We start from the raw sequence: 12,413 nt of genomic DNA, 5'->3' as shown, positions 1-12,413 counted from the left end.
CGCGCCGCTGTTCGAGGCCACGCGCATCCGCGTGGCCTCTTGCTTTCAAGACGTCAGGCGGCGTGGACCGAGCTGAGGAACTTGGCGACTTCCTGCTTCAACCGGTTGCTGTCGGCCGAGAGCGAGCGCGCCGCCGACAACACCTGCGAGGAGGCCGAGCCGGTCTCGGAGGCGCCGCGCTGCACGTCGCCGATGTTGGACGAGACGAGCTGGGTGCCCTGGGCCGCCTGCTGGACGTTGCGGGAGATCTCCTGCGTCGCCGCGCCCTGCTGCTCCACGGCCGCGGCGACCGTCGAGGCGATCTCCGACAGCCGCTCGATGGTGCCGCTGATCTCCCGGATCGAGCCGACCGACTCCTCGGTCGCGGCCTGGATGCCGGAGACCTGCTGGGCGATCTCGCCGGTGGCCCTTGCCGTCTGCTCGGCGAGCGCCTTGACCTCGGTAGCGACCACGGCAAAGCCGCGGCCGGCTTCGCCCGCGCGCGCCGCCTCGATCGTGGCGTTCAGCGCCAAGAGGTTGGTCTGGCCGGCAATGGTGCTGATGAGCTCGACCACGTCGCCGATCCGCGCGGCGGCCTTGGAGAGCGCGCCGACGCGCTCGTTGGTCCGGCTCGCCTGACCGACAGCCTCGGTGGCGATGCGGGCGGATTCCTGCACCTGGCGGGCGATCTCGGAGACCGAGGAGGAGAGCTCCTCGGTCGCAGAGGCGACCGCCTGCACATTGGCCGAGGCCTCCTGCGAAGCGCTGGCGACCTCCGTCGAGAGGTCCTGGGCGCGCGCGGCAGTCGTCGTCAACGTGCCGGCGGAGGCTTCGAGCTCGCCCGATGCCGACGACACCGTGTTGACGATCTCGCCGACGGCCTGCTCGAACTGATCGGCGAGCCTGGCCATGTCTTTCCTGCGGTTCTCGGCCTGCCGCGCCTCGAGTTCGGCCTGCTCGGCGCGCATGCTCTCGGTCTCGATCATGTTGTCCTTGAAGACCTGGATCGCCTTGGCCATGTCGCCGATCTCGTCGGCCCTGCCCCGGCCGGGAATCTCGACCTCGAGATTGCCGCCGGCAAGTCGCCCCATCGCCTGCGTCATCGAGGTCAGCGGACCGACGATGCTGCGGGCGATCAGGAAGGCGACGATGCCTCCGAACAGGATGGCAAGGCCGCCGGCGATCTCCTGCACGGTCGTCGTTCCCGCGATCACGGCCTCGGCGGTGGTGCGCGATGCCTGGTAGTCCTCCTTCAGCGTCGTTTCCGCCACCTTGAGCTTGCCGATGCTGTCGACGATGAGGGGCGCGAGGCTCTTGTGGTAGATCTCGTCCGCTTTAAGCATCGCTGCGGAGGTCGTCTCGAACGCCGTCTTGTAGGTTTCAAGCGAGGTCTTCACCGGCGCCAGCGTGGCGCGCAACGCCGCCGCCTGCGGGCTCTTTTCGAGTGCCCCGAGCCGTTGTAATGCCCTGTCGATGCTCGCCCTGAAGGTCGCAGGGCCCTGCGCATCGCGAAGGGCCAGAAAACGCCAATTTACGATCCTCACGAGCAGGATTCGGGATTCGAGATCGGCGACGAGGGAAGCGGTATCTTCATCGACGGCGGCGCGCGCCACGTCGACGAGCTTGTTCGTCTTGGTGGCCAGGTCCTCGCCACTCGGCAGCAGCGTCGCCTTGCCCGTTCTCGTCTCGTTGACGGCGTCGCCGAGATTGTCACGCAGGCGTCGCATTTTCGCGATCTCGTCGATCAGGCCGTTGTAGAGCGCGCGCCGCTCCTCGGAGAGCGCCCCCTGAGCGCCGACCCGGAGCAGCTCGCTCGCCGCGGTCTCGCGCTCTTGCGCTTCCTTCATTGCGGACTCGTTGCCGTCGTAGACGTAGCGCAAATTGGCCCGCTGAATAGCCTGCAGATGGGCCGATATTTCCAGCACCCGCGCCGTGCTGTCCGAGAGGGCGGATTGTCTTGCGACCTGATCCTGCACGTCCCGCAAATTCCAGACGGCAACCACCGCCATCACGACACCCACCGCCACCAGGGCCATGAAGCCTGCGTACAGGCGTCCCCTGATCCGCAAACGAAATTTCGGCATTCCCACTGTCCACCCAGATGCATGTGAATTAAAGGGGCCGAACGACTCCGGCGATCGTCACGGCCACTCCGACAGCCGCACGCCGCGCCCTGGCGGCCTACGCTGCACCGCGACACAATGGGGGACACTTCTTAATTGAACCTTCAAATTCCTCGCGCGCCCGATCTCGACCCGCACCAAATCTGCCGATTTTGGCGGCAGCTATGCAAAGCCGCATGCGAATCCGCTGTGCCATGCACGCCGATGCATGCTGTTCGTCAGGGGATGCCTATTGGGCGCCGGCCTGCTGCAATTTGCCGAGGGCATTTTCGACCACTTCCAGCGTGTAGGGCTTCTGGACCACCGGCGCGGAGGCCAATGGCTCGGGGATCGGCGCGCGCTCGCCATAGCCGGTCGCGAAGATGAAGGGCACCCCGATCTCCTTTAGCTTCTGCGCCACCTTGATGCTGCTCTCGCTGCCGAGATTGAGATCGAGCAGAGCAAAGCTCGGCCGCGAACGCTCGATCGAGCGCAGTGCCTGGTCGACGGTTGCGGCGGTGTCGACGTGGCGGGCGCCGAGGTCGAGCAGGATGACCTCCGCGGCCATCGCGATGATCAGGTTGTCCTCCACGATCAGGGCCGTGTCGGAAATCCGTGGACGGGCAGATTGCTGCTCCTCGATACGCATGGCGGCTCCCGCGATGGATGGGACGAGCTGGACGAAGTTGGGCGGAATGACGAACTTCGCCTGGACGCCCAGGAGGTCGAAACGGATCTCGGCATCGCCCTTGAGATCGAACGGCACCGACCGCTCGATGATGGTGGTGCCGAAGCCGCGCCGCGACGGCGGCTGCACGGGCGGACCGCCGCTCTCCTTCCACTCGATGACGAGGCTGGAAGACGGGTCGAGGCGCCAGACCACCTCGACACTGCCGGTGGAATCGGCAAGCGCGCCGTACTTGGCGGAATTGGTCATCATCTCATGAACGACGAGCGCCAGCGTCGCGAACGCCTTTGGATCGAGCGCGACGTCCGGACCGCCCATCTTCACCCGGTCTGCGCGCGCACCGAGATAGGCGCCGGCCTCGGACTCGACCAGGGTGCGGAGCGCGACGGGTGCCCAGTTCAGGTTCGTGATCTGGTCGTGGGCGCGCGCGAGGGCCTGGATGCGGCCGCCGAGCACGCTGGCGAACTCCTCGATGCCGGTCGCAGTCTCCTTGCTCTGCGCCACCAGGGCGCGCACGAGGCTCAGGATGTTGCGGACGCGATGATTGAGCTCGGCGATCATCAGTTCCTGCCGCTCCTGTGCCCCGCGGCGCTCGCGCGCGGCGAGGTCGGACAGTTGCAGGATCACCTCCAGCAGCGTGACGCGCAGGCTCTCGGCGATGCGGATATCGGCCGCCGACCACGGCTTCGACTGCCCCGCCACCGTTTCCTGCCATAGCTCGAAGCTCTTGCGCGGGGTCAGACGCGGCCCATGCGGCCCTTCGTCGTAGACCTTGTTGGGATCGGCGGCCCATTTCACCGATCGCGTGACTTCGCGGCGGAAGAAGATCAGGCAATCGCGCGGGGTCCGCGAGATCGGGATGGCGAGAAAGCCCGCCGCGCGGTCACGGAAGGCCTGGCCGGCGGCGTAGACCTGGGCGATCTCGGCGCTGGCGAAGATCCGGCCCGGCGAAGTCCGGTTGATGAAGGCGACGAGATCCTTCACCTCGTCTTCGGTCGGGGTCTCCCCCTCGAGCGCGATATTGTTGTCGGACCAGACTGCGACGCCGTCGCACTCGATCATCTTGCGATAGTCGCCCAGGAAATCGACGATCGCCCGCCGGCTGTGCTCATGCGAGGCCGCGATCTCGATCAATCGCTCCTGGACCTGATGCGCGCGGGCCTCATAGGCGACGTCGCCCTCGCGCTCGCGGCCTTCCACGATCCACGAGAACATCTGACCGAACAGCTCGGAGGCCGTGCGCTTGTCGAACGAAATGTAACGCGGCGAATAATGGTGGCAGGCAAACAGACCCCACAGCTTGCCGTCGCGCAGGATCGACACCGACATGGAGGCGGCAACGCCCATGTTGCGCAGATATTCGATGTGGATCGGCGACACCGAGCGCAGCACGCTCATCGACAGGTCTAGCAGTCCCGCATTATGCGTGGCCGTGGACATCAGCGCGGCAGGCCGCGCGTCGACGTCGGCGATGATGCGCAGCCAGTTGCGCTGATAGAGCGCGCGCGCCTGCCTTGGGATGTCGGAGGCGGGGTAACGCAGACCGAAAAAGGATTCGAGCCCAGACTCCGCCGTCTCGGCGATCACCTCGCCAGACCCGTCCGGGTGAAACTGATAGACCATGACGCGGTCGAAGCCGGTCAGCACCTTAAGCTGACGCGCCGCCTCGCGCGCAAGATCGGCCATTCCGCGCGTCTTGCGGATCCGTTCGAGCATCAAGCGCACGAGCTCGCCGGAATTGACGCCGGGCTCGTGGACGCTCGGCTCCGCCTCGACGATCAGATAGACGCCGGAGAGATGGATCGAAAGATCAAAGGGTGGCTTGCCGGGCTGCAGCTCGACGCCGAACAGGCGCTCGGTCGCATCCGGACCGCCGAGATGATCGACCCGGCTGCGGATCGTTTCGACCGCCGCCTCGGAGATCACGCCCGACAGCGGCCGCTGCAGCAGGTCGGCAACATCCGTTCCAAGGAAGCTCTCGACGTTGTCCGACGCCATGCAGATCGTGAAATCCGAGAGCACGGCCAGCAGGAAGCCAAACGGCTGCACGCTGCCAGGAATGTGGATCGGCTCGCGATCGCAATTGGTGAGATTGACGGCCTGGTTCATGACCGGTCCGCCGCCTGCTCGAATGCGGCGAAGGCGATGTGGGCCGCCGCGATCGCCTCGTCTTCGTCCCAACGCTCGTCGATTGCAAGCTTCGCCAGGAAACTTTGCCAAAACCGCCTGCCGGTGCCGTGACTGAGATAGGCGACAGCTTCGCGGAGGCGCGGATTGCCGGAATCCGCGACCATCTTCAGCAGGAATTTTGCCCCGAGACGGGAGCCTTCGAGCACATACATCGTGCCCAGCACGCCGCTGCGCGTCAATGGGGACACGGACACCAGCCTCGGCACCGCGCTGCCGAGGCGCTCGAGATCAGCCAGGATTGCCACGCTTCGCGACCGCTCCGGCCAGTCCGGGAAAGCCCTGCTGACGTCGGCCTCGACGAGTGCCGTCTCGAGCGGCAGCAAGGCGCCGGCGCTGGCTTGCAGAAAGCGCCGATAGCCGGAGAGCTCGGTCAGATCGAACGCCGACAGCTGCGCGTCGAGGTCGCGGTGCGCGGCCGACGTTGCGTCTCTTAGTCGTTCGCGCAGTCCGGAGAAGCTGCGGCCTCCCTGCGTTGAAACGTCCGAAGCCCCAGCCAGCATGAAATTCCCGAGAACGCAGGTTGCCGCGGGCGCGACGCGCCCGGCAACCGAGGGAACGCCGGCGGCACGCAATAGTTCCGCCGGCCTTGGCACTGCGAGAGGCGAGACATCGGGGGTCCACTCCGTTCATTTCCGCCGAACCGGCTTTCTGAGCTCGTGCTCGATCTCGCTCCGGGACATCCCGAAATCCTGAAGCTCGCGTTCGGTCATGGCCGCGAGCTGGCAGCGGACCCGAGACCGCGCGCGCCGCGCCTGCAGGAGTTCCAGCAGCGCCCGGCAGGCCCGCACAAACATCGCGGGCCGTGACGAACAGGAGCGGCCGGTGGACGCGACCTCGTCCAAGCCGTTAGCCCGCGGCCCTCGCGGGGGCTTGCGGAAACGGGCCGAGCGCCTTCTCGGTCAGCATGGAGTCGCAGTACTCGCGAATCTCCTTGATCCTGCCGTCCTCCAGACGAAACACGAGGCAATAATCGTTGTCGTAACGCACGCCCTCGGGCGTGACGTTATCGCCCTTGGCTTCGACCACCACGATGTCGTCATCGGCGATGAAGCGATGGGCGACGGTACGCGTGCGGTCGCGCAAGCGCGTGCGGACATAACCGTGCAGATCCTTGAGGATCGCCTCCTTGCCGGCAAAGGTGCGCGACCAGGAATATTGCCCGGTGACGACCCATTTGGCGTCGTCGGCGAGACTTGCGCTGAACAGGGCGCGGTCGCGCGCGGCGGGATCGGGATTGGCGGCCGCGGCAAAGATATCCTGCAGCAGTTTCTTGTTGGCGCTCGCGTTCATGGCGGCATCTCCTCGTGGTGACAACGCCGAGATCATCGCCGGGCCAACGTCATTCTTCAAATCGATATGAAATATGATATCTATTCACCTCATGAATTTGAAAACGCTCGACCTCAACCTGTTGACCGCGCTCGACGCATTGCTCCGCGAAGCCAATGTCAGCCGCGCGGCCCTGAGGATTGGCCTGTCACAGCCGGCCACGAGCCACGCATTGCAGCGCCTGCGCGACATCTTCGGTGACCCGCTGCTGGTGCGCACGGGCGTACGGATGGAGCTGACGCCGCGGGCCCAGTCGCTGCGTGCGCCGCTGGCGCAGGCGCTCGACCAGGTCCGCGGGCTGTTCGTGCCCGATGACTTCGATGCCGCGCGCAGCGAGCGGCAGTTCCGCCTGATGATGCCGGATCTCGCGGTCGAGCTGTTGATGCCGCCCTTGATGGCGAAAGTGACGCGCCTTGCCCCCAACGTCCGCATCGACGTGGTGCCGTGGCGGGGACCTGCGATCTTCCACGCCGAGTTCGCCCGCACCATCGATCTCGTGATCTCGATCGGCAACGCCTTCAAGGGGTTTCATCGCCAGTTGCTCTACACCGACAGCGACGCGCTGGCGGTGCGGCGCGGCCATCCCGTCGGAGCGAGGCTGAAGCGGCGCGAGGCGTTCCTGGCCGCCCGCCATGTCGGCGTGATCATCCGAGGCAACGCCGAGGATCTCATCGACACCTGGCTGCACAGCAAAGGCGTCGAGCGACATATCTCGCTGGTCGTGCCAGGCTATCTCGAAGCCTTGCACGTTGCCGCGCGCACCGATCTCGTCGCCTTCGTGCCGCGCCGGCTGATCGCCGCGCTGTCGAAGCAGCTCGGCCTCGTCGCGGTGACGCCGCCGTTCGATCCCGGGATCGACGAGCAGTTCATGTTCCACCCGACGCGCGCGCAGATGGACCCCGGTTCGATCTGGCTGAGAAGGCTGATGCTGGAGACGGGGCGGCAGCTGGAGCAAGCCAGGCGGAAACTCCCGTAGCAAGCTCTCGTAGGGTGGGTTAGCCGAAGGCGTAACCCACCACTTTGGCTTCCGCAGCGACAGAAGAGGTGGGTTACGCTGCGCTAACCCACCCCACAACAGCTGCGCTCCTACGCCTTCTGCGCCGCCATCACCTTGCTCACCGCGGGGCGATCGGACATGCGCTTGAAGTGATCGGCGATCTTCGGCGTCGCATTGATGTCGACGCTGTCGCCTTCGAGCCAGGTCGAGAGCGTATAGAGATAGGGATCGCAGATCGTGTACTGATCGCCCATCACCCAGGGTCCCCGAAACATCTTCTGCTCGATCAGCTTGAAGCAAGCGCCCATGGTCTTCGGCACCATCGCCTTCATGTCGGCGAACGAGCTCTCCTCCGTCGCCCAGCGCGCGCCGCGCATCTTGTGGGCGTGGTTGATGTGCACGGTCGAGCAGAGATAGGAGTTGAACGACTGCACCTGGGCAAAGTCGAAGGGATCGTCGAGCGGCGCGAGCTTCGCCTTGGGGAAGGTCTGCGCGAGGTAAGCCAGCATCGCCGGCGTCTCGGTCAGGACGCCGCGGTCGGTGACCAGCGCCGGCACCCGGCCCTTCGGGTTGATGGCGAGATAGTCCGGGCTGTTCTGCTGGTTATCCTTGAAGCTCAGCCGCTCAGCGGTGTAGTCGGCGCCGGCCTCTTCCAGGGTGATGTAGGTGGCGAGCGCGCAGGTGCCGGTGGCGTAGTAGAGCTTGAGCATGTCGGACCTCATGGGGAAAACCGGAGGTTAACGGTCCTCCGCCGCGCCGTCCATAGGCGGCCTGTTCGCAGTTGCCCACGGCCGCCCGGCTGTGCCAAGACGCCTCCATCGGAGGGGTTTTCTCATGACGGTACTCATCGCCGGTGGCGGCATCGGCGGGCTGACGCTTGCGCTCAGCCTGCATCAAATCGGCGTTCCCGTGAAAGTGTTCGAGAGTGTCGCGGAACTGAAGCCGCTCGGGGTCGGCATCAACGTGCTGCCGCATGCGGTGCGCGAGCTGATCGAGCTCGGCCTGCTGGACAAGCTGGACGCCAGCGGTGTGCGGACGCGCGAGCTCGCATATTTCTCCAAGCACGGCAAGCCGATCTGGAGCGAGCCGCGCGGCCTTGAGGCCGGCTACAAATGGCCGCAATTCTCGATCCATCGCGGCACGCTGCAGCAGATCCTGCTCGACACCGCGCTCGAGCGGCTCGGCCGCGACAACATCCTCACCAGCCATCATCTGACCGGCTGGAGCGAGACGGCGGGCGGCGTGCGCGCCGACTTTGTCGACAGGGCGACCGGCAAGGCCGCCGGCACCTACGAGGGCACGATCCTGATCGCCGCCGACGGCATCCATTCCGCCGCACGAGAAAAGCTCTATCCGAACGAAGGCCCGCCGATCTGGAACGGCCGCATCCTCTGGCGCGGCGTCACGCCGGCCAAAGCCTTCCTCACCGGCCGCAGCATGATCATGGCCGGTCACGAGATCCTGAAATTCGTCTGCTATCCGATCTCGAAAGAAGCGGACGCCGACGGCAACCACCTCATCAACTGGGTCGCGGAGCGCCACATGCCGCCGACCTATCAGTGGCGTCGCGAGGACTATAACCGCACGGCGCGGCTCGATGAGTTCCTGCCCTGGTTCGAAAGCTGGCAGTTCGACTGGCTCGACGTGCCCGCCCTGATCAGGAACTGCCCGCACGCTTACGAATATCCGCTGGTCGACCGCGATCCGGTGTCGCAATGGACCTTCGGCCGCGTCACGCTGATGGGCGATGCCGCGCATCCGATGTACCCGATCGGCTCGAACGGCGCCTCGCAGGCGATCCTCGACGCGCGCGTCATCACGCGCGAAATCCTGGCGCACGGTCCGACGCAGGCGGCACTGCTCGCCTATGAGGCCGAGCGGCGGGCCGCAACCACCGACCTCGTCCTGCTCAACCGCAAGAACGGTCCCGAGCAGGTGATGCAGCTGGTCGAGGAGCGCGCGCCTGACGGGTACAAGGTCGTCACCGACGTGCTGTCGCAAAAGGAGCTGGAGGACATCGCCGCGAACTACAAGCGCGTTGCGGGATTTCAGGTCGAGGCGCTGAATGCGAAGCCGCCGATCGTAAGCAAGGACGCGCGGGCGAAGGGGTGAGTTCTTTGCTCAAGGCGAGATGTGCGCGAATACGCCCTCTCCCCTTGCGGGAGAGGGCAGCGACGCAGGTAGAAGCGGACTCACTTGGGTGAGGGGTTCTGTCCGCAGGTAAATCTTTTGCCGTAGAATTCGCTGAGGCAAACCCTCATCCGGCGCTTCGCGCCACCTTCTCCCGCAAGGGGAGAAGGAAGAGCAGTGCGCACCGCCGAACTATTTTCCCACCACCCTCGCCGCCTCCAACAATCGCTCGCTGGCGCTTGCCGTCGCCAGCACCGTGCCGTCCTCTGCCATCAGCTTGGCTTCGACGAAGGCGATGGTCTTGCCGAGCTGCGTGACCTTGGCTTCGCCGGTGATCGGACCGGGCTTTGCGGGTGCCAAAAAATTCACGGTCATGCTGATCGTGGTGGTGTAGAGCCGGCCCTCGCTCATCACCAGCACCGCCGGACCCATGGTGTCGTCGAGCATCGCCGAGAGCATGCCGCCCTGGATGAAGCCCGCGGGGTTGCAGAACTCCGGCTTGCCGTCGAAGCCGAGCTTGATCCAGCCCTCCTCCGGACGGGCATCGAGCAGGCGCCAGCCGAGCAGCTCGGCGCATGGGGGCCTTGGGAAGTTATCGAGCGCGGTCTTGACCATGCGAGATCTCCTTTGCCCCCTGTTAGCGCAAGACTGCTGACAGCCTGCTGTCAGCAGGATGGATGCTAGAGATCCAATCCATGCGCGATGACCTTGCGCATGACGTTGGGCAGCGCCTCATCTGCCAGAGTCGCGATCGGCACCCAACGCATGCCCTCGGGCGCGCGGACCCGGGCCTCGGCCTTGGCCGTGTAGACCACCAGCTCGAGCGGAAAATGCGTGAAGACGTGGGTGACGACGCCCACCTTGCGCTGCCAGCGCGACAGCCCCTTGAGCTGCGGCGCCTGCTGCTTCGCCGTTGCGTCGTCCTGGCCGGCGAGCCAGTCCGAGCACGGCACCTCCGTCATGCCGCCGAGCAACCCCTTTTCGGCCCGCGAGCGAACCAGCAATTCGGCACCGCGCGTGACCACGAAGGCGGCGCCGCGCCTGAGCGTCCCGCTCTTCTTCGGTGCCTTGCGCGGGAACGTCTCCTGGGTGCCCTGCGCGCGTGCCGTGCAGTCCTCTGTGAACGGACACAGCGAGCAGGCCGGCTTCTTCGGCGTGCAGATCGAGGCGCCGAGATCCATCAGCGCCTGCGCGCTGTCGCCGGCGCGAGACTCCGCCAGCAGCGTCGCGGCCAGTTGCTGGATGAGCGGCTTGGCTTGCGGCAGCTCCTCCTCGACCGCGAACAGCCGCGACACCACGCGCTCGATATTGCCGTCGACCGGCATGGTGCGGCGGTCGAACGCGATCGCCGCAATCGCCGCCGCCGTGTAGGGCCCGATCCCCGGCAGCGCGCGCAGCCCCTCCTCGGTATCCGGAAACACGCCGCCATGCTCGCGCGTCACCGCCACGGCGCAGGCATGGAGGTTGCGTGCGCGCGAGTAATAGCCGAGCCCGGCCCACATCCGCAGCACGTCGTCCTGCGAGGCTCGCCCCAGCGCCGTGACATCCGGCCAGCGCGCGACGAATTTTTCGAAATAAGGGCCGACCGCCTTCACGGTGGTCTGCTGGAGCATGATCTCGGAGAGCCAGACGCGGTAAGGATCGGACGCCTCGCCCGGCCCGGCGCGCCAAGGCAGTCGGCGGCGATGGCGATCGTACCATTGCAGGAGCGCGAGCGGGCGAACCGACGACGCCGTACTCTGTTCCTTCTTGCGCGCAGTCGTGGAGAGCATGCACCTTTACTAGAGGAGGATTCCGCCTGTGGCCAGCGCGACCGGACCGTTGCGCCCTATAACGCCTTGCGTTATACACAGACATGATCCAGAGCTTCGCCAACTCCGAGACAGAGTTGATCTGGTCCGGTCGGCGAAGTCGAAAACTGCCGTCCGACATTCAGAATGTGGCTTTGCGAAAGCTGCGCTTGCTAAACCAGGCGCGGGTGTTGGCGGGATCTCAAGGTTCCGCCGGGCAATCGGCTGGAAGCCCTGAAAGCCAACCGCGAAGGTCAGCACTCGATCCGGATCAACGATCAGTGGCGCATCTGTTTTGTGTGCGATGAAGGAGGACCGAGAGATGTCGAAATCGTCGACTACCACTAGGAACGGGTTCCTCCGCAATCCCCATCCCGGCGAGATCCTGCTGGAGGAGTTTTTGAAGCCGATGGAGCTGAGCCAGAACGCGCTGGCGCGGGCCGTTCACGTCCCGCCGCGGCGGATCAACGAGATCGTCCTCGGCAAGCGCGACATCACCGCCGACACTGACCTGCGGCTCGCCCGCTATTTCGGTCTGTCGGAGGGCTTTTTCCTGGGTCTGCAGATGGACTATGATCTGATGCAACGACGGCGCGAGATCGATCGCGACCTCAAGGCGATCCGGCCTCGCGCCGCGGCATAACGGACGGCTCATGTCCAAATCCGGCCCCATCTTCAAGCCCGGCCGCGTCAGCGCCAAACCGCTCGGGATCCTGCTCGACGACGTCTTTGCCGAGGCCTATGCCAAGCAGGGCTTTGCGGCGCGCGAGCTGGTGACGCGGTGGGCGCAGATCGCGGGGCCGGAGATCGCGGCCCATGCCGAGCCGCTCAAGATGCAATGGCCGCGGCCGGTGGAGGGTCAGCCGCAGGAGTCGGCAACCCTGGTGCTGCGGGTCGAGGGGCCGATGGCGCTGGAGATCCAGCATTCGGCCGACGTGATCCTGGAGCGGGTCAACCGCTTCTTCGGCTGGAGCGCGGTCGGCAAGCTGGCCTTCCGCCAGGCACCCCTGTCGCGGCCGCGGGCCCGGAAGCGGCCCGGCCCACCCGACCCCAAGGCCGTCGCCAAGGTGGCGGAGAACCTGACCGAGATCGAAGATGAAGAACTGAAGACCGCGCTGGCGCGCCTCGGGGCCGCCATCAAGCGAAATTGAGCCTCATTCCGCGGCCAAACTGGACCTGTCCGTAGCGCCCGCCATTGCCTCAAACGA

12 protein-coding genes and 1 pseudogene are annotated in these 12,413 nt (G+C 65.8%); 5 read left to right on the top strand and 8 right to left on the bottom strand.

The window, feature by feature from the left end:
• Positions 1 to 53 precede the first annotated feature (53 nt).
• The 5 genes from I6F28_RS24735 to I6F28_RS24715 form a co-directional block, all read right to left on the bottom strand.
• Positions 54 to 2,063 (bottom strand): methyl-accepting chemotaxis protein, encoded by a 2,010-nt coding sequence (locus tag I6F28_RS24735; RefSeq protein ID WP_036037221.1) that lies wholly within the window; start codon positions 2,061 to 2,063, stop codon positions 54 to 56.
• A gap of 268 nt (positions 2,064 to 2,331) precedes the next feature.
• Positions 2,332 to 4,878, bottom strand: coding sequence for an HWE histidine kinase domain-containing protein (locus I6F28_RS24730; RefSeq protein WP_225141516.1), 2,547 nt, complete (start codon positions 4,876 to 4,878; stop codon positions 2,332 to 2,334).
• Positions 4,875 to 5,459 carry a biliverdin-producing heme oxygenase gene (locus I6F28_RS24725; RefSeq protein WP_225141514.1) on the bottom strand — a complete coding sequence of 195 codons (585 nt, stop codon included), beginning with the start codon at positions 5,457 to 5,459 and terminating at the stop codon, positions 4,875 to 4,877. The genes I6F28_RS24730 and I6F28_RS24725 overlap by 4 nt, the downstream gene beginning before the upstream one ends.
• Before the next feature lie 126 nt (positions 5,460 to 5,585).
• Positions 5,586 to 5,801: a DUF1127 domain-containing protein gene (locus tag I6F28_RS24720; RefSeq protein ID WP_225141512.1), complete on the bottom strand. Its 216-nt coding sequence runs from the start codon at positions 5,799 to 5,801 to the stop codon at positions 5,586 to 5,588.
• A 4-nt stretch (positions 5,802 to 5,805) separates the two neighbouring features.
• The gene (locus I6F28_RS24715; protein ID WP_225141510.1) at positions 5,806 to 6,249 is read right to left on the bottom strand and encodes a nuclear transport factor 2 family protein; all 444 of its coding nucleotides are present in this window, start codon (positions 6,247 to 6,249) and stop codon (positions 5,806 to 5,808) included.
• A gap of 91 nt (positions 6,250 to 6,340) precedes the next feature.
• Here I6F28_RS24715 and I6F28_RS24710 point away from each other — a divergent pair, with 91 nt between their 5' ends.
• Entirely contained in the window at positions 6,341 to 7,264 is a 924-nt protein-coding gene (locus I6F28_RS24710; RefSeq protein WP_225141508.1) for a LysR family transcriptional regulator, read from the top strand.
• A gap of 110 nt (positions 7,265 to 7,374) precedes the next feature.
• Here I6F28_RS24710 and I6F28_RS24705 read toward each other — a convergent pair whose 3' ends face one another.
• Positions 7,375 to 7,995: a glutathione S-transferase family protein gene (locus I6F28_RS24705; protein WP_036006329.1), complete on the bottom strand. Its 621-nt coding sequence runs from the start codon at positions 7,993 to 7,995 to the stop codon at positions 7,375 to 7,377.
• Between the two features lie 124 nt (positions 7,996 to 8,119).
• On the opposite strand from I6F28_RS24705, the gene I6F28_RS24700 reads away from it, so the two are divergent.
• Positions 8,120 to 9,397 (top strand): flavin-dependent oxidoreductase, encoded by a 1,278-nt coding sequence (locus tag I6F28_RS24700; protein WP_225141507.1) that lies wholly within the window; start codon positions 8,120 to 8,122, stop codon positions 9,395 to 9,397.
• Between the two features lie 210 nt (positions 9,398 to 9,607).
• Here the strand turns inward: I6F28_RS24700 and I6F28_RS24695 are convergent, their stop codons facing one another.
• Complete coding sequence (locus I6F28_RS24695; RefSeq protein WP_036006298.1) at positions 9,608 to 10,030, bottom strand: PaaI family thioesterase; 423 nt, start codon at positions 10,028 to 10,030, stop codon at positions 9,608 to 9,610.
• A gap of 65 nt (positions 10,031 to 10,095) precedes the next feature.
• Positions 10,096 to 11,187: an A/G-specific adenine glycosylase gene (mutY, locus tag I6F28_RS24690; protein WP_225141505.1), complete on the bottom strand. Its 1,092-nt coding sequence runs from the start codon at positions 11,185 to 11,187 to the stop codon at positions 10,096 to 10,098.
• Between the two features lie 83 nt (positions 11,188 to 11,270).
• Between mutY and I6F28_RS24685 the strand changes: the two are divergent.
• The 3 genes and pseudogenes from I6F28_RS24685 (at position 11,271) to I6F28_RS24675 (ending at position 12,356) form a co-directional block, all read left to right on the top strand.
• Positions 11,271 to 11,553: pseudogene (locus I6F28_RS24685) on the top strand (type II toxin-antitoxin system RelE/ParE family toxin).
• Positions 11,528 to 11,848, top strand: a complete 321-nt coding sequence (locus I6F28_RS24680) for a HigA family addiction module antitoxin (RefSeq protein ID WP_036024868.1) — start codon at positions 11,528 to 11,530, stop codon at positions 11,846 to 11,848. The pseudogene I6F28_RS24685 and the gene I6F28_RS24680 overlap by 26 nt, the downstream one beginning before the upstream one ends.
• Positions 11,849 to 11,858: 10 nt before the next feature.
• Positions 11,859 to 12,356, top strand: a complete 498-nt coding sequence (locus tag I6F28_RS24675; protein WP_109144991.1) for a DUF721 domain-containing protein — start codon at positions 11,859 to 11,861, stop codon at positions 12,354 to 12,356.
• Positions 12,357 to 12,413: the final 57 nt, after the last annotated feature.

It is taken from the genome of Bradyrhizobium sp. NBAIM14, assembly GCF_020193895.1.
GTDB classification, from domain to species: domain Bacteria; phylum Pseudomonadota; class Alphaproteobacteria; order Rhizobiales; family Xanthobacteraceae; genus Bradyrhizobium; species Bradyrhizobium yuanmingense.
The sequence above is the reverse complement of the archived record's forward strand: the minus strand, read 5'-3'. Positions and strand labels throughout refer to the sequence as shown.